This window comes from Blautia sp. MSK20_18, assembly GCF_020553125.1.
Taxonomy (GTDB): Bacteria; Bacillota; Clostridia; order Lachnospirales; family Lachnospiraceae; genus Blautia_A; species Blautia_A fusiformis.
Window position 1 is genome coordinate 22,678 of record NZ_JAJCGR010000028.1, and the last position, 22,866, is coordinate 45,543.

Here is a 22,866-nt window from a genome sequence, read left to right on the forward strand (position 1 = left end):
TCTGTCGGTTATGCCATTTTTTAGAACACAGGAGGAATTTATATGGCAAGAAACAGGATAACGGGTAGAGAAACACAGAAAATGCAGGAATACACGCAGGGACAGATCAGTCAGGCAGAGCGTAGAGGCATAGAATTTCCAACAGATGTAAAAGAACAGCTTTTTGAATATGCGAATCTGATCGGTGAGGAAGAGAAAGTTAGGACTCTGGTAAGAAATCTAGCAGATGCAGTGATCCAGGCAGATGAAGAAGGGGTAGAGGATCTACTGGATGATGCAAGAATGGATATTCAGGATCTACCAGATCCAACCATAGGTAAGCTGGAATTACGTGATTATGGATATACAGCAGAAGACATGGTGCCGCTTAGAAAAGAAGCAGCTTTGGATTATCACAGAATGGGTTCTAAGATTTATTGCCTGGGCAGCGATGGCAGCAAGGGAGAGTATGCAAGTAAAGAAATGATACAGGCGCATGAAGGTCTGTTTGGCATGGAATCGCAGATGTGGGAACGGATAGAGGAGAATGACCTGGATTATGCCGATGAAGATTTTGGAGCATTTCAGGAGCCTATGAGTGTCATTGAGCAGGAAGAAGCACTGAAATTATACGATGCCGGAGCAGATATCTATCTGATCACTAATTTTTCATCACCAATGTATGTCACGGAACGCATGGAAATTGAACGAGGACCGGAGCATTATCAGATGTCTATGACAGAACTGGAGCGTTTCCGTAACCTGGAATGGGAAATGCAGAAATATCCGCAGATTCAGTCTTTGAAAGAGGCAAACCTGTTGTTAGGAACAAGGCGAACCTTTGGTATTTATCAGATCAAGGACGATTCACCGGGCGAAAACTATGCATTTATGAATATGCGCTTTATTGAAAGTCATGGTATGCAGATAAAAAAAGAAGATTATAAGCTGGTCTATGTTGGGGAATTATCGGGAAATATGTCACTGGATGATATTTTTGAAAGGTTCAACATTGATAGACCGGAAGATTTCCGTGGGCATTCCCTGTCTGTCAGTGATATCATAGTTCTGAATGACGGGGAAAAAGTAACCGCTCATTTTGTAGACAGTATCAGTTTTGAACAGCTGGATTCTTTCCTGAATCTGGAAGAACAGGTTCTTAGTGAACTGGCATATGAGGTAGGAGAACGTTACTTTGCTATTCAGAGAACAGAAGAAGGATATGATTATTCGTTTTACGATGAAGATTTTCGTCTGATGGATGGTGGCGTCTATGAAAATGATCAAATTTCTATTGAAGAAGCGGCAGAGGAACTTCTGGAAGACGAAGGCTGGACTGGAGAACGCATCCGTGGAGATTATGATCAGTTGATGGAAAAAGTAGAAGAAATGGATGAAGTTGTAATGGCAGAGATTCAGAAAAGCCAGGGCGAATATAAGCCTTTGGCAAAGGTGGAGGAACTGGAAGAGGCGAATTATAACATGATTGATAACGTCCTTAATAATATGCCACCGAAGAAAGAGCCTTATCTGGAATATTTCGCCACAGAATGTGATGAGTTCCATGATATGGGAGCTTATGAAAAAAGTACCGATGTTAATCAGATTGCTGCGGTCTATGAAAAATATAGGGAGAATCCTAAAACTGCGTATCTGGGATGCTCAATGGGAATTATTTATCGTGATCCGGAAGACAGTTACTATGATGAAGCCGAATTTGCGATCGTTAAAGGGAATACCGTATTCGGAGATCTGATGGATGATGTTCGATTTTATGGAGAACTTGCACTGGTACGGGAAGGGATCGAGAAAATTCATGAAGCATTGCCGGACTACAAGTATGTACCGATGAGGGATGTTCGAGAAGCAATGTATCCTGAGAAAATGACCACAGAACAGCTGGCAGAGGCACTGGATGAGATTGCAGAAGCTTTTGATCCGTATGAGTATCGAGATAATGTGGAGAGGGGAGAAAATACGGTGCAGGAAGTAATGCTGGATTTGAGAAGTGGAAATATTCATTCCTATATTTCATATCTGAAGGATATTGTAGACGAAGAATGCGATCTGTCTGTTCGTGCAGGAGTATTGATTGAAAGACTGAAAGCCTATGAACCTGAACTTCCAAAGGATATGGAACCAATGGTGTATGTAAACTATTGTGAAGAAAGTGATCTCATGAATCCAAGATGTCAGAAGCTGTCTGAGCTGGATGCAAAAACAGCAGAAATGGATAAAGAATGGTATGCAAAACGTGATCCGAAGACAGAGGAACCTACAAAAATTGCAAAGATATATGTGACTGTATATTATGCGGAAAAAGGTGAACAGATGCTGCATCATTTTAAGAAGTCAATGGATATTGGAAATGGACATGGCGGTATTGTGAGTCAGTTGAAGTATGATAATGAAATGAAGCTTACAGATGAGTATTGGATCAATTACCAGAAAGGCAAAGGAAGTGAAGAGTTCCAAAAGTATATGGAAGATCTGACAGACATGCAGAATCATGTGCTTCCGTATCTGCAGAGTTTTTGCAATCTGGAGGAAAAAGGTGTGAAGGAGAGACGAGAACAGCAGATAGCAGAAAGATATGAAGGAAGAGCAGATGAGAGGGTAACAAGTACCGAAGCGAATGAAGTTGTTAAGGATGTAGGAAAAACAGATAGAAAACCGGCACAGCAGAAGCAGGCGGTAGATGGAAAAGATAAGAAATTATCCATTCATGAACGGCTTGAGATCAATAAGAGGATTATTCAAGAAAAGCAGGGAAAAGATAAAACGGAGAGAGGAGTTGATTTGGGTGTAAGGACAGTGTAGAATAAGCAGAACGAGTCGGAGGTCATGGATGATAACGTGGCTTCCGGCTTTATTGCGTATTGTCGGAAGAATTATAAATGGTATAATGAATGTAAATGCGATAAAAGAATGTCGCCTGTTATGCGACTTCCAAATGAGAAAAGTGTGTTATTCTGAGATCAAACAAGAGGCTAATAGAGTCAGGAGGATGACATTATGAGTAAAAAAGGATATAGCAGACCAGGATTCTTTGGATCCATAAACCATTATGATGCAAACGGAAAAAAGTAGGCGAGAGCAGACCAGGATTCTTTGGTGGTATGAACGACTATGATGCAAATGGAAAGAAAATCGGACATAGTTCGCCTTCCTTTTTTGGTGGTATGAATCATTATGACAATAACGGGCATAAAGTAGGTGAGAGTCGACCAGGATTCTTTGGCGGTTTAAACCATTATGATGACAAGGGGCATAAGCGGGGGCATAGCAATCCAGGATTTTTAGGTGGATTCAATCATTACGGTTAAAACTGCACAGAGAGCAGCACAAGCGGCAAGGGCTGCGGCAAAAGCCGCCGTGGTTACGGTAAAGGCGATTGCCAAAGCGACCGCACTTGCCATTAAAGCGATTATTGCCGGAACGAAAGCCTTGATTGCCGCTATCGCCGCAGGCGGCTGGGTGGCGGTTTTGGTTATTATCGTGATTTGCCTGATTGGTATGATCCTCGGCTCAGTATTTGGCATTTTCTTCTCAGACGAAGATTCCGGCACTGGAATGAGTATGCAGACCGTTGTGCAGGAAATCAATACCGAATACGATACCAAGCTGCAAGAGGAAAAGAACTCGGTATCCTATGATGTTCTTGAAATGAGTGGCAGCAGAGCCGTTTGGAAAGAGGTGCTTGCCGTTTACTCTGTAAAAACGAATACGGATCAAGATAACCCCCAAGAGGTTGCCACAATGGACGATGGCAAAAAGCAACTCTTAAAAGACATCTTTTGGGAGATGAATCAAATATCTTCCCGAACAGAGAGCAAGACCGAAACAGTTATTACCGAAACCGATGACGGACACGGTAATATCGTGGAAACTGAAAGCACGGTCACACAAACCTATCTGTATATTACCGTCAGCCACAAGACTGCCGAGGAAATGGCGGCGCAATATGGTTTTAACGAAGAACAGAAAGGCTACCTCGCTGAACTGCTTGCAGATGAAAACAATTACCTTTGGTCACAGGTGCTTTACGGCATTACAGGCGGCGACGGACAGATCGTGACCGTTGCACTCTCTCTGGTTGGCAATGTGGGCGGTCAGCCGTATTGGTCGTGGTACGGTTTTAACTCCCGTGTAGAATGGTGTGCTTGCTTTGTATCTTGGTGTGCCAACGAGTGCGGCTATATCGACGCTGGAGTTATCCCAAAATATGCAGGCTGTGTCAACGGAGTACAATGGTTTAAGGATCGTGGACAATGGCTGGATGGCAGCGCCGAGCCTGCCCCCGGAATGATTATTTTCTTCGATTGGGCAGACGAAAGTGGTCAGGATGGATTATCCGACCATACGGGTATTGTTCAAAAGGTCGAAAACGGCAAGGTTTATACGGTCGAGGGCAACTCCGGCGACAGTTGCCGAGTCAATGAGTATTCTATCGGTTATTACGAGATTCTTGGCTACGGCGCACCTGCCTATTAAAATACACAAGCCGCCTGCATTTTGCAGGCGGTTGGATTACATATCAGAAAGATATTGTGCCGGTTTGAAAACTAAAAGTCTCAAAATACAGACTTAATAATTGCGATTTCACTCTCAAAGTGCTATAATACAAACTATATTTGGGTGGAGGTGCGGAAATGAAAGTACGGTACAACAAACTTTGGAAACTTCTGATTGACAAGGGAATGAAAAAGAGTCAATTACGAGAAGCGGTCGGGGCAAGCAAAAGTACATTTGCGAAACTCGGAAAAAATGAAAATGTTACCCTTCCCGTGCTGTTGAATATATGCGAATACTTAGAGTGTGATTTTGGCGACATAATGGAAGCCGTACCCGAAAATGAGGTGTAGGATCAATGAACAAGAAGATTTTAATTGTGGATGACGAAAAAGAAATCGTTGATCTGCTTGAAGTGTATTTGAGTAACGATGGTTATTCAGTATATAAATGTTATAATGGGTTAGAGGCGATGAAATGTATCAAACAGTCGCAGATTGATTTAGCGATACTTGATATTATGCTGCCGGATATTGATGGTTTTCGACTTTGCCAAAAAATTCGGGAAAAGTTTTACTTCCCTATTATTATGCTTACCGCCAAAATTGAGGATAGCGACAAGATTATGGGGCTTACGATTGGTGCGGATGATTATATAACGAAACCGTTTAATCCTTTAGAGGTTGTGGCAAGAGTAAAGACGCAATTAAGGCGTTATCAGAGCTATAACAGTCCTAATTTGAGCCAATCCGAAGAAAAAGACGAGTATGACATCAGAGGTCTACTGATAAACAGAGTCAGCCACAAGTGCTACTTGTATGGCAAAGAAATAGCCTTGACTCCGTTGGAGTTTTCTATTCTGTGGTATCTGTGCGAACATCAGGGTAAAGTTGTCGCCTCGGAGGAATTATTTGAAGCCGTGTGGAAAGAAAAGTATCTTCGCAACAGTAACAATACGGTAATGGCGCACATTGGGCGGCTTCGGGAAAAATTGAATGAACCTTCAAAAAATCCGAAGTTCATTAAAACTGTTTGGGGGGTAGGGTATGAAATTGAATAAAAAAGAAAAAAACTATCTGCTCTCTACCTTGTTCAAAGGGTATGTAATTCAATGTGCGATTTGCTCTGTGCTTATTTTTGGCGGTACTTTTCTTTTAGGAATTATGGCAGAGGAAATTCTCCGCAAGTATGTTTTGTATTATTACTTGTATTACAGAACAGTATATCTTTATATAGTGGCTGTAATCGTGTGGGGTGGCTGTATTATATACATGACATACCTACTTTTGAAAAAAGTAGTCGCCTATGTGTACGAGGTACAGGCTGCGACAGGAAAAATGTTCGATCAGAATGTCAGTTACATTGAAATGTCCCCGGAGTTGAGTGAAATCGCCGCTAACATCAATCAGTTAAAACAAGAGGCTGAAAGTAATGCAAGGCTTGCAAAAGAAAATGAGCAGCGAAAAAATGACCTGATTATGTATCTTGCACACGATTTGAAAACACCGCTTTCTTCTGTAATCGGGTATCTTACTTTACTGCGTGATGAGTCGCAAATCTCAAAGGAACTTCGAGAAAAGTACCTTTCAATCACTCTTGGTAAGGCAGAACGGTTAGAGGATCTGATTAACGAGTTTTTCGAGATAACACGATTCAATATATACGATATTACATTACAATACACGAAAATCAATTTAACTCGCCTGCTGGAGCAACTTGTATATGAATTTAAGCCTATGCTCAAATCAAAGAATTTGCAATGTAATCTTTGTGTTGATGATGATATAATGCTTCGATGTGACGCAGACAAAATTCAGCGTGTTTTTGATAACCTTTTGAGAAATGCGGTTATCTACAGTTTTGAAAATACGGATATCACGATCAGCGCACAATGTCAGGAAGATACGGTCAGCATTATTTTTTGTAACCACGGCGATACTCTGCCGGAAGAAAAGTTAAACAGGATTTTCGAGCAGTTTTATCGGCTTGACGCAGCGAGAAGTACAAGCAGTGGAGGAGCTGGATTAGGTTTGGCGATTGCAAAGCAGATTGTTGAACTACACAATGGTACAATCGTTGCAGAGAGCCAAGAGGATCAAAACAAGTTTTCAATTACTTTGCCGTTGGCGTAGGAAAATTGTAAGAATTTGCATAGAAAAAAAGAGGAATACCTTACGAGCAATCAAGAAAATACGGGCTTCTGTTTTGGTACAATAAAAGTATCAAGATAGAGGCTCGTATTTTTTGTGATACAGCATAAGGAGGAATGATGAAGTTGCTAAGAAAACAAATGCTGCTATGTTCTATTTTGTTTCTTGTATTTACGCTATCTGCCTGCTCTGCAATTGGGCAGACAGACGAAAACAATCTTACAGATAGCGCAACATCCGCAGAAAAAACGGTATCAGTTGTACGAGGGACAATTACTCCAACCGTTTCAACGCAAACGACTATTGTTCCGGCAGTACCGTTTATTATTTCCTCACCCGAAAATGGCATATTTAATACAGCGGTAGAATTAGAAGAAAAAATCACTGCCGGGCAAATTATTGGAACTGTGAACGGCAAAGAATTGAAATCTCCGGTGGATGGTACAATTACCTCTATTGCCCCATCCAATGAAAGCGTACCGAGTAATTATCCCGTAGCGATAGTGCATTATACAGGATTTGCCCTCAATGTAGAGGCAGATAATTTTTTGAGTACCTTACCGGAGTATGCAGAGTTGAAAGCAAAATTTCAAGTATATGATGGTGTAGGACCAACCGATATGATTGCCGTGGTGTCGCCTGCCGCAGATGAAAATGCGTTTACGGGAATCGTGCCGCAAGAGGGCATTCTGCAATGCTTGATCAGTCAAACAGTCGATGTGAAATCGGGGCAAAGTGCAACGGTAGTCATAACGGCGACAACGAGAAATGATGTCCTTATATTGCCGCTGTCGGTAATAGCGGGTAGACAAGGGACGGGATCGCTCATACCGTCAAGGAGCGCGTCAAGCTGCCGCCGCTGCGTGTTCTTTTCCGGCGGCGTTTCCAAAAGGAACTGGTCTACGGATATATTGTAGCGGAGCATAAGCTCAAAGAAAATCTGTAAACTTGGGTGCTGCCCCTTGTTCTCAATGTTCGCAAGGTAGCGCGGCGAGATAAACATTTCGTCGCTCACTTTCTTGCGGCTCTCCTTGCGCCCTGTCCGCGCCGCCTTTATCGCTGCCCCAAAAGCCTTGAAGTCGTATTTTGGTACTGGTCTTTTTGCCATAATTATTCACCCTATTACATTTTACTGTTCACCTTTCTTCTTGGATATGTCTACACTGTTCTATTAGTTAGCCAAAATAATTCATATGTATATGTTGACAACTATCCGCTTTTTTTGTATAGTATTATTAAAAGGGGGAAATGTTTATGTTACATAGCATGCGTATTCGATAAGCATTGAAATCAAAAAAGATTTTTCCCATTTTCAATATGGGCTTTTTTGTCATGCTTATTTTGCGTATGCTATACAACAAAACTAACGATGTATAGACATAGTATAAAAACTATGCCTTAATTTTGTTGTAGTGTTATATGTATAAATGCAGGTCAATGCTCATGTTGAGAATTGACCTGTATTTTTTTGCGCAAAAGGAGAAATATTATGCTTGAAAAATATTGGATAAAATGTCCAATTTGTAACGGAAAGACGAGGGTTCAAGTATTTTATAATACGGTATTAAGAAATTTTCCTCTTTTCTGCCCTAAATGTAAATTAACACATATCGTTGATGTTGAAAAATTAGAAATCATAATCAAAAACTCTGAAAAACAAACTTTTTAATTTTGAAAAGGAAGGATATTAAATGAAACACTTACCTAAAAGTACACCTACGGAAATATTGAATGACCCATACGGATTTACTTACAAAGAAATGTCGGAAGTAATTGGAGAGGATAAAGCAAGAGCCTTATATACGGAATTATATAAACAGCCATTTCACAAAAAAAATCTATCAATATCAACAAAAAAAGTCTATAAAAGTAGCGATACTGAAAAGTATGTTTATGAATTGAAAGACAACAGGTATATCGAAACGGTTTTTATTAAACGGCGAGATGGTGGGACTGTTTGCGTAAGTACGCAAGTTGGTTGTTCTGTTGGCTGTATTTTTTGTGAGTCCGGACGCAATGGTTTTGTTCGTAATCTAACACCGTCTGAAATTGTGCAGCAGGTCATATTGATACGTCAAAAAGTAAATCGTATCGTTTTTATGGGAATGGGAGAACCTTTATTCAATTACGACAACTTGATTGCAGCAATCCATATTCTTCGAGATAGAAATGGACTTAACTTTCCAACCGACGGCATTACCGTATCAACAGTTGGTCCAGTTAATCAATTAAAAAAATTGCGCGAAGAACATCTAAAAATTCAGTTGACAATATCTTTACATGCAGCAACACAGGCTGCGAGAAACTGTATCATTCCTCATATGCACATGTACGCTATTGAAGATGTTGTTAAGCAAGCATTGTCCTATTCACAAAGGCATAATCGAAAAGTGGTATTTGCGTATTTACTTTTACCAGGTATAAATGACCGTTCCTCAGATATAAGGCAACTTGCAAAATGGTTTAAGGGCAAAAATGTTATGATTAACGTGCTGCAATACAACCCGACGAGTAATTCAAAAATTAGAGCACCACAAAAACAAGAAATGGTTGCGTTCAAACATCAATTAGAGCAAACAGGACTTGAAGTTACCATGAGAGTTTCTCATGGTAGAGAGATTAAAGCAGCTTGTGGACAATTAGCTAATACATATAATAAAGCCAAAAAACAACAAAAATAATTTAATTAAAAGAGCCAGACGCACAGACGCAGAGCCGATAATATGCAGTTTGAAATACTGCTGTTATCGGCTCTTTTTTGATTTTAATTTGTGCCCCCAATAACCATATTGGAGCAAAATCAGAACTGTTGCTTGTCGTTCTTTGATTTCCGCAGCAGCTTTGAAAAATCAAAGCCGCCGTTTCTTTTTATTTTCTGATGAAATGACGCGGTATCACTGTTAAAAGCGGCGGCTAAAGGAGGTAGCCGCCATGAAGCACATACCCTATCGACAAAATCCGACGGTCATTGACTTATCAAAAAAAGCCCGACCACCGTCGGGAACCTCTCCACCCTTGAATATGAACTGTCTAATCATCTAAATACTACTTACAATACCTATACGCCTGTCCGGGCTTTTCGGACAGGCGTATTTTGCTGCTCAAAAAATTTTTTGAAAAAAATCCGAAAATCTTCGGCGTTTTTTTCAAAAGGCAGTATTGCCCCGCGAAAAGGGGGAAGCACCACCAACTTTCCAACGAGAAAGGGGGGTGAGAATGTGGAACCTAATCGCAGGGAGTTTATAAAACAGTGCGCTTTCCAGAAGTTTTGCAATACGGTACTGCACAATGAAGCGTGTGACGCTCACAAAGAGCTGCACAGGCATAAGGCAAAGGAGATTACCTTTTCCGACTTGACCTTAGAAGAAGCGCGGCAGCTTCATACCTTTGATGAATATTTCAAAGGGGAAACCGCCTTTGAAAGAGCCGGGAAGAAAATCGCGCCGAAGCTGCTTCTTGAAGCAATCCGTACTTTGCCGGAAGAAAAGCGCAAAGCCGTACTCCTGTACTATTTCGAGGGAATGAACGACACCGAGATTGCGGAGCTGTTCGATACGTCGAGAAGCACGATACAGTACAGGCGGACAAGCTCTTTTGAGCTACTAAAAAAATATCTGGAGGAAAATGCTGATGAATGGGACGAATGGTAACGAACCCGGCTACCCGGAAAAAGCCCTTGTTCCCTATCCTGTCATTTTGGCAGCGACAAAGGGCGACCCGGACGCTATGAAGATTGTCTTGCAGCATTTCAGCGGCTACATAGCCCGCCTCTCCATGCGGAAGCTGTACGACGAGCGCGGGAACGTCTATTTTGGCGTAGACCACGACATTCGGGAACGGCTGCAAGCAAAACTGATGATGGCTGTCCTCACCTTTAAGGCAGAGGAATAAACCGCAGCGGCGGCGGGACGCTTTCTCTCTCCCCCTTTTCCGTTCCGCTGCTGACGCGGCAGCAAAGCCATTCTGAACCTTGACAAAGAAAGCGGCGCAAGATAACGGCGGCGCAGCATAGGGCAAATCGGATACGTTCCTTTTGCGCCGAGCCATACGGCGGGTGCGCCATGACGCTATCCGGGTGAGGTTATCCCCACCCGGACAGCCGAGCGACCAACACCGCGCCGGAAAGCAAGTGTAGCGGCTTGCGGGCGACGACACGCAAAATATACAATGATACTTCCTTACAGCCACAGTCCGAGCGTTAAGAGCGTCGCAGGCAATGGGTAGGGCTGCATGAGAACCATGCGGGGGTGCAATTCCCATGAGGTTATGCTAATAACCGTCCGATTAAAGCTCTCTTTCTACTTTTGAAACTATTGTACTCTATTGAAAGGGGGACATTTTAATGAATATTACTGATGTGCCTATCTGGGAGAAGTACACGCTCACCATTGAGGAAGCGTCAAAATATTTCCGTATCGGGGAAAACAAGCTGCGTAAATTAGCGGAAGAAAACCCGGCTGCCGGGTGGGTGATTATGAACGGCAACCGTATTCAAATCAAGCGAAAACAGTTTGAAAAATTCATTGACACTTTGGAAGTTATATAGTGAAATCGAGCCTTGAATGTGGTATAATAGATACAAGCATATCAAGGCTCTTTCCGTCATGGAAAGGAGCATGACGAACAATGTCGGAGAAAAGACGAGATAACAGGAACCGCATTTTACGCACAGGAGAGAGCCAGAGAAAAGACGGAAGATATGCTTACAAATATATAGATACCTTTGGGAACCCGCAATTTGTTTACGCTTGGAAGTTAGTACCTACCGACAAGACCCCGGCGGGAAAACGTGAAGATATTTCGCTTCGGGAAAAGGAAAAAGAGATACAGAAAGACCTTGACGACGGGATTGACACGTTGGGAAAGAAAATGACTGTCTGCCAACTCTACGCAAAGCAGATAAGGCACCGGGCAAATGTACGGCATGGCACAAAACAGGGGCGCAAGCAGCTTATGAGGATTTTGGAAGAAGATAGTCTTGGAGCTTGCAGCATTGAGAGCGTGAAGCTGTCCGACGCGAAAGAATGGGCTTTACGCATGAAAGATAAGGGCTATTCATTCAAGACAATCAACAATCACAAGCGTTCTCTGAAAGCTGCCTTTTACACAGCCATACAGGACGATTGCATTAGGAAAAATCCCTTTGACTTCCAGTTGAACACCGTTTTAGAAGATAACACCGAACCAAAGGTACCTCTATCCCCAACACAGGAAGCGTCTTTCCTGTCCTTTGTGCAGAGTGATAAAGTCTATCAGAAGTATTACGACGAGATTATCATACTGTTAGGAACAGGGCTTCGCATTTCTGAACTCTGCGGACTGACTGAAAGCGATATTGACTTTGAGCATAAGCTAATCAACGTAGACCACCAGCTTTTGAAAGTATCGGGAGTTGGGTATCATGTTGAAACGCCAAAGACAAAAAGCGGTATCAGACAAATTCCAATGAGTACCAAAGTCTATGAAGCGTTCAAGCGTGTGCTGAATGACAGGGGACGGGCAGACAATTTTATTGTCGGCGGTTACAGCAGATTTTTATTCCTTAACCGGAACGGGCTACCGAAAGTAGCAGTCAACTTTGAAACCATGTTCCGGGGGCTTGTGAAGAAGTACAACAAAAGCCATGAGGAAGCCTTACCGAAAGTGACAACGCCCCATACCCTACGCCATACGTTCTGTACCAATTTAGCAAACGCCGGAATGAACCCGAAAGCATTGCAGTATATCATGGGACATTCCAACATCAACATGACGCTGAACTATTACGCCCATGCTACCTCTGATAGTGCAATGGCAGAAATGGAACGGCTGATTGCTTAGTAGTAGATAGAGGTTTTACTACTTGATTTACTACTTTTGGACGCGAAAACATGAGGGGAAATGAGAATATATAAGAGCTTCTTCCGATTTGAAAAATGCCGGAAAGCCTGTAAATACAGGCTATACCGGCTTATGAGAACTTATAAAGAGATAGTCAAAAACTATATTTTGATTTATAGATAAATATAAAAAGTGGCGACAGATAATTTGGGAGAATGAAGATGGTGAAGAATGTATGGGGTGGATTCAAAATTATAGATTAACTGAGTTTAAAGTGCCTAGAAATAAATGATGTATATTTGATGAAATAGAATCTATAAGTGAAGGAAGTATTATGTGTGGTAGATATTATATTGATTCTGATATGGCAGATGAAATCGAAAAAGTAGTGCATGATATAGACCAACGGATCCGGCAGGAACATTTTGCAGGAGATATCTTTCCAACCAATGTAGCACCGATCATTGAAAAATCAGAACATGGATTGAAACTGGATGTTTGCAAGTGGGGATATCCATTGTCACAAGGAAAGAATCTGGTTATAAATGCAAGAGCAGAATCTGTTATGGACAAACCTTCTTTTCGAAATGGAATCCTCTATCACCGCATTTTGATACCGGCAAGTGGGTTCTATGAATGGAATCGGTTAAAAGAGAAAAATACATTTTCCAGATATGATGCACCAGTATTGTATATGGCTGGCTTCTGTGATTGGTTTGAGAATGAACGACGATTTGTGATTATGACTACAGCAGCCAATGAATCTATGATAAAAGTACATGATCGTATGCCGCTGATATTGGAAAAAGGACAGCTGAAAGATTGGTTCGATGACAGGAAAATGGAGCAAATTCTGCATCAGGTACCGGTTCAGCTAAAACGAGAGGCAGAATACGAACAGCAGAGCTTATTCTTATAATGGTTCAGAGGAGAAATAGAAAGATGCAAATATTTGTTGATGCAGATGCCTGCCCAGTGGTTGCGATCATTGAAAAGATTGCAAAAGATAATAGTGTTCCGGTAATGTTGTTGTGTGATACAAACCATGTTCTGTCATCGACTTATAGTAAAGTTGTTGTTGTCGGTGCAGGAGCAGATGCAGTAGATTATAAACTGATTAGTATCTGCCATAAAGGAGATATTGTCGTATCACAGGACTATGGTGTGGCTGCAATGGCATTGGGAAAAGGTGCTTATGCTATTCATCAATCAGGTAAATGGTACACGGATGATAATATTGATCAGATGCTAATGGAACGTCACCTGAGTAAAAAAGCCAGAAGAAGTTCCCGTAAATGTCATGTCAAGGGACCGAAGAAGCGGACGGAGGAAGATGATGAAAGATTCGCTCAGTCTTTTGAAAAAATGCTTTTGATGGCACGGGAGAAAGAAGGCAGATGAGGAATTGTAGATGCAGAGGAACGACAGAAGCTATAAAGACTTAAAATAAAAACAGAAGAGTGCAATAGCAGATAAAACATACAAAATGCACTTGAAGTTTTATCTTGAGAATCAGCGAATGCCGGATGCTACTGAAATGAATGATATATGCAAAAGTTTGTTTACGGCAGTTCAATCGCTTGCTCCTAAAACGGAATATGAAGAATTTTATAAAATTGTTGAAAAGCGTGAAAAGAGTTATGAAGAACGTATCCTGAGAGACATTCAGAATGGAATTATAATAGAAACACTTATGGCAAAAAAACATAAGAAAACGCCGGAAGAAAAAGCAGCTGTTGCGAAACAAAAGAAGCAGCAGAGGCGAGCAAGACGGAAACAAGAAACAAGAGATAATCTGGCTAAAGAAGAAATCTTGCAAGATGACAGATTTTTCGTTATTGCCGGTTATACCTCCGGAGGTGCACCGTATGGTGTCACCTGGGAGGAAATGGGTCTGAAACCTTGGGAAGATTTGGAAGAGAATAATTGAGTTGTCAGTGCAATCTTATTTATCTCTTGTGACAGAAACAGGTTCCCGTTTTGCCGGAAGTAAGTCTGAATTGATTTCAGGAGCATCGAGCAGCACAGAGAAATTTTGCTGAATGATATCCAGTGTTTTCTGCTTTTTCTGTAATTTCTGTTTTTCCCGGACGGTAGCAGCTTGTTCAGATTCAAGATTTTCAATCCGCTTCTGGATTTTTTCAGAGCTAGGGATTTTGGTAACACCGAGATCCTGAAGCTCTTTTTTTAGTGAATCGTGGAGTTGGTATTCTGCCAGATGCTTGGAACGGTATTCTTTTGGATTTTTTGCAGATTTGCAATCTTCTATCACTTTACGGCAGAGCCGGTAAGAATCACAGTGTTTCTGAATGACTTTCTGCGTGCTTAGCTCACTGGTGATGTGTGCTATTCTCTGATCAGCCGCTTTAACAGAAGCATCAACATCAGAAACATGCTGCCTGAAATCCTCATAATTCAGTAGGTTATTTTCTGAAAGATAGTTGAAGGTGCGGGCTGCCTCTTTTAGATTATTGAGTTTTGCCCAATGTTCAAATCCTTCTCGATTGCCAGTCGTTACATACGTGGAGATATTGATATACAGGCGAGCTTCTCTGGACAGATGTTTTGGAGTTTTCACTTTGCTACGATTTTTAGCTAAGCGGATGCGGACGTTTTCTTCCGTATAATAACTTCCCAGAGATTTCATATAAGTGAAATTTTTTTGTTCCGGTGCACGGAAAGAAAGATGCTTTCCCTGCCGGACTTCATATCCAGCTAACTGCATTTTTTGTAGAAATTCCTCATAGTTGATGGAAGTCCAGATTGCTTTATCAACTGCAACACGTAGCTTGGCTTTCCAACTGGTGCCACGATGATATTCCATGTTCTCTTTATAGCTTTTTCCTTTTTCTCCGGTTGGCATACTGGTGGCAAGTCCATTTTCCAGGCAGATACGATTACTGATTCTGCAGAGTTTATGGTAGCTCCGCTTATTGGAAACATACTTGTGATGATCAACAAAGCTTGCAGCGTTGAAGATGATATGGTTATGAATGTGCTTTTTATCAACATGGGTACTGATCACGTATTCATATTTTCCTTTCAGTACTTCGGCTGCAAATTGCTGTCCTAAGCGATGGGCAGTTTCGGCATCAACTTCTCCAGGTTTAAATGACTGGATCAGATGAAATGCCAGGTTATCACCTTTGTCCATTCCATTCTTTTTTGCCATTTCTCTAGTCATGGAAAATTCGAGATCAGCAGTTTCCGGGGAACAGCCAAAACTGGAAACCAGCAGTTTTTCATCAGTCTTGTCTGGATTCGTGATATAGTCCAGAGCTTTCTTGTCTGTTACTTTAATGGGGAAGATCTTAATATATGCCATAGTTCTTTCACCATCTCTTTCAATTCTTGCATTTCTTCCGGATATAGATCTCCGGTGGTATTTACCTTTTTTGCAATCTGGTTGATATTTATGCCAATCTTGTGCATTTCCTCATACTGTTTCTTCAGAGGAGTTGTATCTGTGTTGACGATGTAGCCGTCGATTGCCATCTTACGCAGATAAGCTCCCATGTTCTTGGTTTTTGATTCTATCATCTTCCTGCGGATTAGCTTTCGTTCTTCTTCTGTGACATAAAAATGAATTTCTTTGTTTCTTTTTCTTTCAGCCATTAGCAGTTTCTCCTTTCTGAGAGGGCAGTAGTATCGTTGCTTTCAGCGTTTTTCAATTCAGGGCAGGGTACCCTAAATTGGGATTTTCCGGAAGTGTATCCTCACTTCCTGTCCTTGCTGCTGTTTTACCCCTCTATTAGTTAAAGTCAGGAGAACCGGGAAAATGCAAAAGAATTTGGCAGGTAGTACGGGATACGAAAATGTGGTATGATTATGGGCAGGATATCAGAAGAATCAGGAGTTGAAAAGATTGTGAAGACGGAAGAAATCTTTGAATACGTGCAGAAACAGTACGGTACAGTTCCAGAATATTTATGGAGTAAATCGCCAGACAGTGTTGTACTTCGTCATAAAAATGGAAAATGGTATGCAGTATTCATGACAGTTGAGAAATCTAAGTTGGGATTAGAGGGAAATGATCTGGTTGCCATCATGGACGTAAAGTGCGATCCAGAAATGACCAGCATGATTATTCAGACTTATGGATTTTTACCAGGATACCATATGAATAAACAGCACTGGATCACGATTTTACTGGATGGTTCAGTCAGTGAAGCGAAGACATTGGACTTTTTGGATATGAGCTATGACCTGATTGACGGAGCAGACAGAAAGGAAGAAAAATGAGAACAGCGATAGTATACGCATCTGTGCATCATGGAAATACAGAAAAATTAGTAAAGAGGATTGCAGAAGAATGTCAGATGGATTTGATTGATGCTGTGAAACAGCCAGATGCAGATCTGAGCAGTTATGATATGATTGGGTTTGCATCAGGAATCTATTTTTCAAAGTTTCATCAGTCGATATTGGAATTTGCAGAGAAGAATCTACCGGACGACAAAAAGATATTTCTGATCTGTACTTATGGTGGGAGTGCGAATTATAAATCCATAGAGCAGATTTTGGATAAAAAACATGCCAGTGTGGTTGGAAAATTTGGCTGTAAAGGGTATGACACATTCGGACCATTTAAACTGGTTGGAGGTATTGCTAAAGGCCATCCGAATGAAGAAGATATGAAAAACGCAGCGGACTTCGTAAAAGGAATACACTGATTTTTGAGCAAAAGGAAAACCGGGGATTTTACTCCTCGGTTTTCTGGATGTTGTGCTTCAGTCTTCAACTTGAAAAATATCTTCTACAGGCACTTTCAGGTAATGTGCCAGCCGGATTGCAATCTCAAGAGAGGGATTACGTTCTCCACGTTCGATGCGGCCTATCGTCTGGCTGCAGGAACCTATGGCTTCAGCCAAATCTGCTTGAATGAGATTCCGTTCTTCACGAATATCTTTTAGTGTATTATTGATTGCCATTCAATCACTTCCTTTGCTTATTGTTATCAGCAGGATCATGAACCTGCTGTTGAAATTTAATGGAATCCCGGAATTTCTGCACCTTTGCATTTCCCGATTACTTTTCCAAAAATCTTAAAAGAGTCAGATTCCAAAACCTGGATAGGACGATATTTTTGATTTAAAGAGATCAGATAAACACCATCTGGCTCATCGTGTAATTCCTTGATGTAAGTATTGCCGTTGAGATAGAAGATTCCAATTTCACCATTAGCAAGAGAATCTTTTTTCTGAATCCATGCAACATCGCCTGTATGATAAAGTGGCTCCATACTGTCACCGGAAATCCGTACACCAAAGTCAGTCTGCTCAGGAGCAAGGTGTCCTACGTCATAGGTTTCTTTTACAGAATCCTCCAGGTAATTTCCAGTACCAGCAGAAACTGGTTCCCAGGTAATTTCTACAGGATGATGGAATGGGATAATCTTTGCAGACAGTGGAGAAAACTTTTTAGAAGCTTTCAAAATATCAGCAAATTCAATCAATTTATTTCTGCCTTCTTCATTCAATCCACTCATAATGTTATATGGGTTTTCTCCAAAGAAGGATTCATATATATCTTCGATATCAAGTAACTGGCAAAGTGTCAGGAAAACATGTAAAGCTGGTTCTCGTGCATTGGTCTCCCATTTGGAGATTGCTTTTGTAGTGACCTGAATACCTTCTTGAGAAAGCAGGTCTACCAGATCTGATTGAGAGTATCCTTTCTTTTTTCTATTTTCTGCTAATATTTCCCCGAAATTACGCATTTGTTCGCCTCATTTCTATTTGAATTTTCTATATGCATTATACCGTATGTTAGAAATAAAATCAAGAATAATCTCCGAAATGGAGAAAATACAACCAAGATGTCACTTGACTATCTCCGGAATGTCGATATATACTAAACATACAGAAATTGATAAGACATTATGTTGAAGGAAACAGCTGGGAGGTGAAAAGTTTGAATGAGCGTGTGATCCTGCATAGTGATATGAACTGTTTTTACGCCAGTGTAGAAATGCTACATCATCCGGAATTTGCCGGAATGCCTCTGGCAGTAGGTGGCGATCCGGAAGCCCGGCATGGAATTGTACTGACAGCAAATTATATTGCCAAGAAAAAAGGAGTAAAAACCGGAATGGCATTATGGCAGGCGAAACAGGTTTGCCCGGAAATTATTTTTGTACCGCCACGGATGGATTTATATTTGCGATTTTCACAAATGGCAAGAGAAATCTATTCAGAGTATACAGACAAAATTGAGCCATATGGAATTGATGAAGCCTGGCTGGATGTATCAGGCAGTGGAAATCTGAAAGGAAGAGGAATGACAATTGCGAGAGAAATCAGCCATCGGATTAAATACGAACTTGGAGTAACAGTGAGTATTGGAATTTCCTGGAATAAGATTTATGCGAAACTTGGCTCGGATTATAAAAAGCCGGATGCAATCACAGAGCTTAATCGAGAAAATTATAAAGACAGGATATGGCAGCTTCCAGCGTCAGATTTGCTTTATGTCGGAAGACAGACGAATAAGAAATTGCAAAAACTTGGAATCCGGACAATCGGGCAACTTGCGGAATCAGACGAAAAGTTGTTAGAGAGTCATTTTGGAAAAATAGGAAATGTATTATGGGCTTTCGCAAATGGCTGGGATGAAGATCCGGTTTGCAAGGAAGGATATGAAGCACCAGTAAAGTCGATAGGTAATAGCACTACAACACCGAGAGATCTGGAAAATGATCTGGATGTCTGGATCATTCAAATAGCATTGGCAGAAAGTGTAGCTGCACGATTGCGGAAACATGGATTTAAATGCAAAACAGTAGAAATTACAGTTCGAGATAATGGATTGTATAGTTTTTCCAGACAGATACATTTACGACAGCCAACGAATATTACAAACGAGATTGTAACTGCAGCATTTCAGCTATTTAAAGATAATTACAAATGGGAACATCCCATTAGAAGCCTGGGAATCCGAGCTGCGGATCTTGTGTTAGATGATATTCCCGTGCAGTTGGATTTATTTGGAAATCAGGAGAAAAAGGAAAAGTTAGAGAAGCTGGATCGTACTGTAGATGAGATCAGACGACGGTTTGGTTATTTCAGTATACAGCGAGCGGCAATGTATCAGGATAAAGTCTTATCCCACTTAGACGCTGGTACGCACACGATCCATCCACACAGTTATTTTCATGGGTAATTGGAGGGATAGATTTGAAAAAAGCATTAACCAGAAAACAGGAAGAAAGTTATCAGTGTATTTTACGATATACCAATGAACATGGATATCCACCGACAATACGGGAATTTGGAAAATTGATCGGGGTGAAATCAACATCATCAGCATTTTCCAGAATCAAGCAGTTGGAGCTAAATGGATATATCCGAAGGATTCCGGCATCGCCAAGAGCAATCGAGATTTTATAGTGAGGTGTCGGCATGAATAAAGTATATGTAGATGTAGTGGCAGAGTTCCGGAAAGACGGACAACTGGTTCCCATATTTTTTACATGGGAGGATGGAAGAAAATATAACATCGACAGAATTTTGAAAATCGAGCGATGCGCCAGCAGAAAGGCAGGCGGTGTAGGAATGATGTACACCTGTATGATACAGGGACAGGAAAGCCATTTATTCTATGAAGTGGATAAATGGTTTATGGAGAGAAAAACAGCATAAGGAGAGATAGGTATAGACGATATTATATGGATTATTAACCGGCAGGGATAGTCACTTTCCCTTTATATTCCTGCAGGTTTTACATAAGAAGATGGATTCCGGTCAGCAAAGGCAGCTCCCACAATGCCTTTTGGATATCCGCTTCTGCAAATTGTAGTAAGTAATTGCTTCCCATCAAAATCATGGGGAAAGCGAACTGGTCTGAAAGACCGCCAGTTAGTGTGATGATGATAAGGAGATTTTGAAACTGATGACAGATAGAGATTATGCAATTAAATCAATGAAAGAAATTACCTTCCAGATGGCAAACCATGCACAGAATTATCTGGAAGTAACGATCGAAAGACATTATACTGATATTAAAGAACTGATGACAAGCTACCAGAAACTGATTTTAGAAAACCAGGTTGTATTGGAAGAACTGGATATGGAGTGTCAGGAGAAGATCAATGAAGATATGGCATATGCGTTGAGTTATCTGAGTATTTATAACAATCAGCTGAATGTGCCAAAGATGCACCGGGAAATGAATAACCTGATGATCATTTACGGCTTGTCAGATATGATCTATCGTGGAATGACACTGGTGAAGTTTTATGCACCGAATGGTGTGATGCTCAGTGAGATCCTTCATTCTTGTTTTTGCAGTCATTATAATAAGACAGATGTGGAAGTACAGCAGGAGTTAGGAATAGGCAGGACTTCTTTTTATAAAATGAAGAAGCAGGCACTTGGGTATCTGGGATTTTATTTTTATGAGATCGTGGTGCCGCAGGCAAAGGATAAAAGATTTAAACCGTCACTGGGTGTTGAGGAAGAGTAGGTGAGTAATATGAGATACGAAGATTCGATGAAAGGTGTAGCTGATCAGATAATCAAAGAACAGCAGCGAGCCAGTAAAATTAAAAACAATCCAGAAGAGTTCCATTGGTATGACGAATATGCAACGTTGAATTTCTTTCGGTTTATCTGTAAAAATATCGGTAACTTGGGAAATGGAGAAATTGAAAAAATGGTCACACGCTTAAAGAGCATAGATCAGAAAGCAGTGGAAAACCATGTGAATGGTGCTGTTTGGGCATTTGATTATGATAAGATGTTCTGTGTGTTGATGGAAAATGAAATTTGCCGAAAGGTGTGTGAAAAGAATAAATATAATAGTTGGACGAAGCTGATTGGAAATTATTGTGTTTCAATGGCTTAAAGATAAAGAAAGTTGCTGGAGAGAAAAAATATTCTCCAGCAACTTTGTCTTTGATGAATAAAAGTCAATTTTTTTTAACTATTCTCACTATTATTTGATTCAGTGATTTTTTTCTTCTTTGGAGAAACCAGTTTGTGACCGGAATAAATGGACATGCCCATACAAAGCAATGAAGAATAGGCAAAGTATTTATGTGCAGTCATAGATTTTTTGATTCCAGAATAAATGCATCCCAACATACAGAAAAGTGCGCCTAAGGACCAGTATTTATGTGATTTCATGATTTGATACCTCCTTTGATTTAACTGATTCAATCATAACGCTTTTTTACGAAAATGCAAAGAAAAACTTTGAATATAGTTCTGTAGAATTAGAACTTGGCTTTGCGATTCTGTATATTTAAGATATCCACAAGTATACTAAATTCAGAACGATTATTCGTTCTGAAGGAGGTGTTACGATGGATTTGAAAGCAGTAGGACAGCGAATCAAATCAGCACGAGAAGCAAAAAATCTCACGCAAGAGGAACTGGCTGCATTAGTAAATTTAAGTCCGACGCATGTGAGTGTAATAGAGAGAGGCTTGAAAGTTACAAAATTGGATACCTTTGTTGCAATTGCAAATGCATTAGATGTTTCTGCAGATACTCTTTTGATTGATGTTGTGGCACATTCAGTTACAGGTGTTACCAATGAGCTGGCAGAGAAAATAGAAAAACTTCCGATCAAAGAGCAGAAAAAAATTATCAAAGTAATTCATACATTATTGGAAGAGTAATATGACAAAATGGGAAGAGCAAGTAGCTCTTCTTTTTTTTGACTTTTTATTCCGCTTTAAATTGTAAAGTGTCTTTTCATGATAATAGAAATATGCTAAATTAGTTCTATAGAACAATGTGTAATTCTACTTATATATTGGAGGAAAATGAATGAGAGAGAAAACTATTTATGAGAAAATTGCAAAAAAGTACAACACAACACCAGAAGAGGTACGCAGAGAAATGCAGATAGCCATAGATGCAGGATTTGATAATCCTGATCCGGATGTGCAGGAAGAATGGAAGAAAATGACACTTAAAGGAGACAGACCCACACCGGAAGAAGTAATCAATTACGCAGTAAAACAATTAAAAGGAAATTAATGAAAATATGAAAAGAAAGATAATTGCAGTAATCTCAGGAGCAGTCATCTTGATAATTGCTACAGGAAGTATTTATGGGAAACCTGAATCTGGTCATAAGGAAGGTGAACCTGATGTAGTAGGAACATTTTCCATAAATCAGGATGAAAATCTAACCGTAGTAGCTAACCGGGAAAATATTGAGGATAGAGAAGCGTTTGCAAGAGAACTTTTGCAGATGTACAAGGAGAATTCTTTTCATTCGACAAAATTCTCCACAGACAGGGGATATGCGACGAGTCTTGATATGAACATCTATTTATGGAAAGAGGATATTGAAGATGGGGAATCGGTAATGACAGCCGAATACAGACCTGTAGAATATGGAAAGGACTATGATGTTGTCAATAATCCTGATAAATTTCAACTATATATAGATG

30 protein-coding genes and 1 pseudogene are annotated in these 22,866 nt (G+C 40.5%); 25 read left to right on the plus strand and 6 right to left on the minus strand.

Annotated features, from left to right (window positions below; genetic code table 11):
- The first annotated feature begins 42 nt into the window (after positions 1-42).
- The 6 genes and pseudogenes from LI091_RS13845 (at position 43) to LI091_RS13870 (ending at position 6,623) form a co-directional block, all read left to right on the plus strand.
- On the plus strand, positions 43-2,799 hold the full coding sequence (locus LI091_RS13845) for a YodL domain-containing protein (RefSeq protein WP_015514513.1): 2,757 nt from the start codon (positions 43-45) through the stop codon (positions 2,797-2,799).
- A gap of 299 nt (positions 2,800-3,098) precedes the next feature.
- Positions 3,099-3,305, plus strand: a complete 207-nt coding sequence (locus LI091_RS13850; RefSeq protein ID WP_012744284.1) for a hypothetical protein — start codon at positions 3,099-3,101, stop codon at positions 3,303-3,305.
- 730 nt (positions 3,306-4,035) lie between these two features.
- Positions 4,036-4,473: pseudogene (locus LI091_RS18770) on the plus strand (CHAP domain-containing protein); the annotation flags it as partial.
- Between the two features lie 158 nt (positions 4,474-4,631).
- A complete protein-coding gene (locus LI091_RS13860; RefSeq protein WP_008703822.1) occupies positions 4,632-4,844 on the plus strand; it encodes a helix-turn-helix domain-containing protein in 213 nt (70 codons plus the stop codon).
- A 5-nt stretch (positions 4,845-4,849) separates the two neighbouring features.
- Positions 4,850-5,551 carry a VanR-ABDEGLN family response regulator transcription factor gene (gene vanR / locus LI091_RS13865; RefSeq protein WP_004853366.1) on the plus strand — a complete coding sequence of 234 codons (702 nt, stop codon included), beginning with the start codon at positions 4,850-4,852 and terminating at the stop codon, positions 5,549-5,551.
- The gene (locus tag LI091_RS13870) at positions 5,538-6,623 is read left to right on the plus strand and encodes a sensor histidine kinase (RefSeq protein WP_008703821.1); all 1,086 of its coding nucleotides are present in this window, start codon (positions 5,538-5,540) and stop codon (positions 6,621-6,623) included. The genes vanR and LI091_RS13870 overlap by 14 nt, the downstream gene beginning before the upstream one ends.
- Positions 6,624-7,347: 724 nt before the next feature.
- Here LI091_RS13870 and LI091_RS13875 read toward each other — a convergent pair.
- Positions 7,348-7,749 (minus strand): helix-turn-helix domain-containing protein, encoded by a 402-nt coding sequence (locus tag LI091_RS13875; protein WP_244096120.1) that lies wholly within the window; start codon positions 7,747-7,749, stop codon positions 7,348-7,350.
- 381 nt (positions 7,750-8,130) lie between these two features.
- Between LI091_RS13875 and LI091_RS13880 the strand changes: the two genes are divergently transcribed.
- The 9 genes from LI091_RS13880 to LI091_RS13920 all read left to right on the plus strand — a co-directional run bounded on the left by LI091_RS13880 (position 8,131) and on the right by LI091_RS13920 (position 14,391).
- The gene (locus tag LI091_RS13880; protein WP_002588768.1) at positions 8,131-8,310 is read left to right on the plus strand and encodes a cysteine-rich KTR domain-containing protein; all 180 of its coding nucleotides are present in this window, start codon (positions 8,131-8,133) and stop codon (positions 8,308-8,310) included.
- A gap of 22 nt (positions 8,311-8,332) precedes the next feature.
- Positions 8,333-9,322, plus strand: a complete 990-nt coding sequence (gene rlmN, locus LI091_RS13885; protein ID WP_002590581.1) for a 23S rRNA (adenine(2503)-C(2))-methyltransferase RlmN — start codon at positions 8,333-8,335, stop codon at positions 9,320-9,322.
- Positions 9,323-9,859: 537 nt separating this feature from the next.
- A complete protein-coding gene (locus tag LI091_RS13890) occupies positions 9,860-10,291 on the plus strand; it encodes an RNA polymerase sigma factor (RefSeq protein WP_174088738.1) in 432 nt (143 codons plus the stop codon).
- On the plus strand, positions 10,272-10,532 hold the full coding sequence (locus tag LI091_RS13895; RefSeq protein WP_002590583.1) for a helix-turn-helix domain-containing protein: 261 nt from the start codon (positions 10,272-10,274) through the stop codon (positions 10,530-10,532). Before LI091_RS13890 ends, LI091_RS13895 begins: the two co-directional genes overlap by 20 nt.
- Positions 10,533-10,983: 451 nt before the next feature.
- Positions 10,984-11,187 carry an excisionase gene (locus tag LI091_RS13900; RefSeq protein WP_002590584.1) on the plus strand — a complete coding sequence of 68 codons (204 nt, stop codon included), beginning with the start codon at positions 10,984-10,986 and terminating at the stop codon, positions 11,185-11,187.
- A gap of 80 nt (positions 11,188-11,267) precedes the next feature.
- Positions 11,268-12,461: a site-specific integrase gene (locus tag LI091_RS13905; RefSeq protein WP_002590585.1), complete on the plus strand. Its 1,194-nt coding sequence runs from the start codon at positions 11,268-11,270 to the stop codon at positions 12,459-12,461.
- Between the two features lie 334 nt (positions 12,462-12,795).
- Positions 12,796-13,380, plus strand: a complete 585-nt coding sequence (locus LI091_RS13910) for an SOS response-associated peptidase (protein ID WP_012744277.1) — start codon at positions 12,796-12,798, stop codon at positions 13,378-13,380.
- 23 nt (positions 13,381-13,403) lie between these two features.
- The gene (locus tag LI091_RS13915) at positions 13,404-13,862 is read left to right on the plus strand and encodes a YaiI/YqxD family protein (protein WP_015514506.1); all 459 of its coding nucleotides are present in this window, start codon (positions 13,404-13,406) and stop codon (positions 13,860-13,862) included.
- 118 nt (positions 13,863-13,980) lie between these two features.
- Entirely contained in the window at positions 13,981-14,391 is a 411-nt protein-coding gene (locus tag LI091_RS13920; RefSeq protein ID WP_226841039.1) for a hypothetical protein, read from the plus strand.
- Positions 14,392-14,406: 15 nt separating this feature from the next.
- On the opposite strand, the gene LI091_RS13925 is transcribed toward LI091_RS13920, so the two are convergent.
- Both LI091_RS13925 and LI091_RS13930 read right to left on the minus strand, forming a co-directional pair.
- On the minus strand, positions 14,407-15,786 hold the full coding sequence (locus LI091_RS13925; protein WP_015514505.1) for a relaxase/mobilization nuclease domain-containing protein: 1,380 nt from the start codon (positions 15,784-15,786) through the stop codon (positions 14,407-14,409).
- On the minus strand, positions 15,753-16,076 hold the full coding sequence (locus tag LI091_RS13930; RefSeq protein ID WP_012744273.1) for a MobC family plasmid mobilization relaxosome protein: 324 nt from the start codon (positions 16,074-16,076) through the stop codon (positions 15,753-15,755). The genes LI091_RS13925 and LI091_RS13930 overlap by 34 nt, the downstream gene beginning before the upstream one ends.
- Before the next feature lie 252 nt (positions 16,077-16,328).
- Between LI091_RS13930 and LI091_RS13935 the strand changes: the two genes are divergently transcribed.
- Both LI091_RS13935 and LI091_RS13940 read left to right on the plus strand, forming a co-directional pair.
- On the plus strand, positions 16,329-16,703 hold the full coding sequence (locus tag LI091_RS13935; RefSeq protein WP_117539102.1) for an MmcQ/YjbR family DNA-binding protein: 375 nt from the start codon (positions 16,329-16,331) through the stop codon (positions 16,701-16,703).
- Complete coding sequence (locus tag LI091_RS13940) at positions 16,700-17,134, plus strand: flavodoxin family protein (protein WP_117649061.1); 435 nt, start codon at positions 16,700-16,702, stop codon at positions 17,132-17,134. Before LI091_RS13935 ends, LI091_RS13940 begins: the two co-directional genes overlap by 4 nt.
- Before the next feature lie 57 nt (positions 17,135-17,191).
- On the opposite strand, the gene LI091_RS13945 is transcribed toward LI091_RS13940, so the two are convergent.
- Positions 17,192-17,392, minus strand: a complete 201-nt coding sequence (locus tag LI091_RS13945) for a helix-turn-helix transcriptional regulator (protein WP_005344265.1) — start codon at positions 17,390-17,392, stop codon at positions 17,192-17,194.
- 56 nt (positions 17,393-17,448) lie between these two features.
- Positions 17,449-18,180: an XRE family transcriptional regulator gene (locus tag LI091_RS13950; protein ID WP_117649057.1), complete on the minus strand. Its 732-nt coding sequence runs from the start codon at positions 18,178-18,180 to the stop codon at positions 17,449-17,451.
- A gap of 194 nt (positions 18,181-18,374) precedes the next feature.
- On the opposite strand from LI091_RS13950, the gene dinB reads away from it, so the two are divergent.
- From dinB to LI091_RS13975, 5 genes are all read left to right on the plus strand, one after another.
- Positions 18,375-19,622, plus strand: a complete 1,248-nt coding sequence (gene dinB, locus LI091_RS13955; RefSeq protein ID WP_117649055.1) for a DNA polymerase IV — start codon at positions 18,375-18,377, stop codon at positions 19,620-19,622.
- A gap of 14 nt (positions 19,623-19,636) precedes the next feature.
- Positions 19,637-19,849 carry a DNA-binding protein gene (locus tag LI091_RS13960; protein WP_024720752.1) on the plus strand — a complete coding sequence of 71 codons (213 nt, stop codon included), beginning with the start codon at positions 19,637-19,639 and terminating at the stop codon, positions 19,847-19,849.
- Between the two features lie 12 nt (positions 19,850-19,861).
- Complete coding sequence (locus LI091_RS13965) at positions 19,862-20,101, plus strand: hypothetical protein (RefSeq protein ID WP_055180584.1); 240 nt, start codon at positions 19,862-19,864, stop codon at positions 20,099-20,101.
- A 250-nt stretch (positions 20,102-20,351) separates the two neighbouring features.
- Complete coding sequence (locus tag LI091_RS13970) at positions 20,352-20,924, plus strand: hypothetical protein (RefSeq protein ID WP_117649053.1); 573 nt, start codon at positions 20,352-20,354, stop codon at positions 20,922-20,924.
- Between the two features lie 9 nt (positions 20,925-20,933).
- A complete protein-coding gene (locus tag LI091_RS13975) occupies positions 20,934-21,305 on the plus strand; it encodes a hypothetical protein (RefSeq protein WP_155234640.1) in 372 nt (123 codons plus the stop codon).
- Between the two features lie 74 nt (positions 21,306-21,379).
- Here the strand turns inward: LI091_RS13975 and LI091_RS13980 are convergent, their stop codons facing one another.
- Positions 21,380-21,586 carry a DUF6219 family protein gene (locus LI091_RS13980; RefSeq protein ID WP_008688150.1) on the minus strand — a complete coding sequence of 69 codons (207 nt, stop codon included), beginning with the start codon at positions 21,584-21,586 and terminating at the stop codon, positions 21,380-21,382.
- Positions 21,587-21,765: 179 nt separating this feature from the next.
- Between LI091_RS13980 and LI091_RS13985 the strand changes: the two genes are divergently transcribed.
- From LI091_RS13985 to LI091_RS13995, 3 genes are all read left to right on the plus strand, one after another.
- Positions 21,766-22,083 carry a helix-turn-helix domain-containing protein gene (locus tag LI091_RS13985; protein ID WP_117457281.1) on the plus strand — a complete coding sequence of 106 codons (318 nt, stop codon included), beginning with the start codon at positions 21,766-21,768 and terminating at the stop codon, positions 22,081-22,083.
- Between the two features lie 151 nt (positions 22,084-22,234).
- Positions 22,235-22,447 (plus strand): sporulation initiation factor Spo0A C-terminal domain-containing protein, encoded by a 213-nt coding sequence (locus LI091_RS13990; RefSeq protein WP_012744264.1) that lies wholly within the window; start codon positions 22,235-22,237, stop codon positions 22,445-22,447.
- Between the two features lie 7 nt (positions 22,448-22,454).
- Positions 22,455-22,866, plus strand: a 412-nt coding sequence (locus LI091_RS13995; protein WP_173719989.1) for a hypothetical protein, incomplete at its 3' end; no start/stop codon positions are given.

What these genes read in the sequence shown, in the direction of transcription:
- LI091_RS13910 (WP_012744277.1), top strand. Translation starts at nt 12,796, where the DNA reads ATGTGTGGTAGATATTATATTGATTCTGATATGGCAGATGAAATCGAA.
- vanR (WP_004853366.1), top strand. Translation starts at nt 4,850, where the DNA reads ATGAACAAGAAGATTTTAATTGTGGATGACGAAAAAGAAATCGTTGAT.
- LI091_RS13940 (WP_117649061.1), top strand. Translation starts at nt 16,700, where the DNA reads ATGAGAACAGCGATAGTATACGCATCTGTGCATCATGGAAATACAGAA.
- LI091_RS13930 (WP_012744273.1), bottom strand. Translation starts at nt 16,076, where the DNA reads ATGGCTGAAAGAAAAAGAAACAAAGAAATTCATTTTTATGTCACAGAA.
- LI091_RS13880 (WP_002588768.1), top strand. Translation starts at nt 8,131, where the DNA reads ATGCTTGAAAAATATTGGATAAAATGTCCAATTTGTAACGGAAAGACG.
- LI091_RS13980 (WP_008688150.1), bottom strand. Translation starts at nt 21,586, where the DNA reads ATGAAATCACATAAATACTGGTCCTTAGGCGCACTTTTCTGTATGTTG.
- LI091_RS13990 (WP_012744264.1), top strand. Translation starts at nt 22,235, where the DNA reads ATGAGAGAGAAAACTATTTATGAGAAAATTGCAAAAAAGTACAACACA.
- LI091_RS13915 (WP_015514506.1), top strand. Translation starts at nt 13,404, where the DNA reads ATGCAAATATTTGTTGATGCAGATGCCTGCCCAGTGGTTGCGATCATT.
- LI091_RS13900 (WP_002590584.1), top strand. Translation starts at nt 10,984, where the DNA reads ATGAATATTACTGATGTGCCTATCTGGGAGAAGTACACGCTCACCATT.
- LI091_RS13975 (WP_155234640.1), top strand. Translation starts at nt 20,934, where the DNA reads ATGAGATACGAAGATTCGATGAAAGGTGTAGCTGATCAGATAATCAAA.
- LI091_RS13860 (WP_008703822.1), top strand. Translation starts at nt 4,632, where the DNA reads ATGAAAGTACGGTACAACAAACTTTGGAAACTTCTGATTGACAAGGGA.
- LI091_RS13905 (WP_002590585.1), top strand. Translation starts at nt 11,268, where the DNA reads ATGTCGGAGAAAAGACGAGATAACAGGAACCGCATTTTACGCACAGGA.
- LI091_RS13870 (WP_008703821.1), top strand. Translation starts at nt 5,538, where the DNA reads ATGAAATTGAATAAAAAAGAAAAAAACTATCTGCTCTCTACCTTGTTC.
- LI091_RS13965 (WP_055180584.1), top strand. Translation starts at nt 19,862, where the DNA reads ATGAATAAAGTATATGTAGATGTAGTGGCAGAGTTCCGGAAAGACGGA.
- rlmN (WP_002590581.1), top strand. Translation starts at nt 8,333, where the DNA reads ATGAAACACTTACCTAAAAGTACACCTACGGAAATATTGAATGACCCA.
- LI091_RS13875 (WP_244096120.1), bottom strand. Translation starts at nt 7,749, where the DNA reads ATGGCAAAAAGACCAGTACCAAAATACGACTTCAAGGCTTTTGGGGCA.
- LI091_RS13895 (WP_002590583.1), top strand. Translation starts at nt 10,272, where the DNA reads ATGAATGGGACGAATGGTAACGAACCCGGCTACCCGGAAAAAGCCCTT.
- LI091_RS13985 (WP_117457281.1), top strand. Translation starts at nt 21,766, where the DNA reads ATGGATTTGAAAGCAGTAGGACAGCGAATCAAATCAGCACGAGAAGCA.
- LI091_RS13950 (WP_117649057.1), bottom strand. Translation starts at nt 18,180, where the DNA reads ATGCGTAATTTCGGGGAAATATTAGCAGAAAATAGAAAAAAGAAAGGA.
- LI091_RS13850 (WP_012744284.1), top strand. Translation starts at nt 3,099, where the DNA reads ATGAACGACTATGATGCAAATGGAAAGAAAATCGGACATAGTTCGCCT.
- LI091_RS13845 (WP_015514513.1), top strand. Translation starts at nt 43, where the DNA reads ATGGCAAGAAACAGGATAACGGGTAGAGAAACACAGAAAATGCAGGAA.
- LI091_RS13925 (WP_015514505.1), bottom strand. Translation starts at nt 15,786, where the DNA reads ATGGCATATATTAAGATCTTCCCCATTAAAGTAACAGACAAGAAAGCT.
- LI091_RS13970 (WP_117649053.1), top strand. Translation starts at nt 20,352, where the DNA reads ATGACAGATAGAGATTATGCAATTAAATCAATGAAAGAAATTACCTTC.
- LI091_RS13920 (WP_226841039.1), top strand. Translation starts at nt 13,981, where the DNA reads ATGCCGGATGCTACTGAAATGAATGATATATGCAAAAGTTTGTTTACG.
- LI091_RS13945 (WP_005344265.1), bottom strand. Translation starts at nt 17,392, where the DNA reads ATGGCAATCAATAATACACTAAAAGATATTCGTGAAGAACGGAATCTC.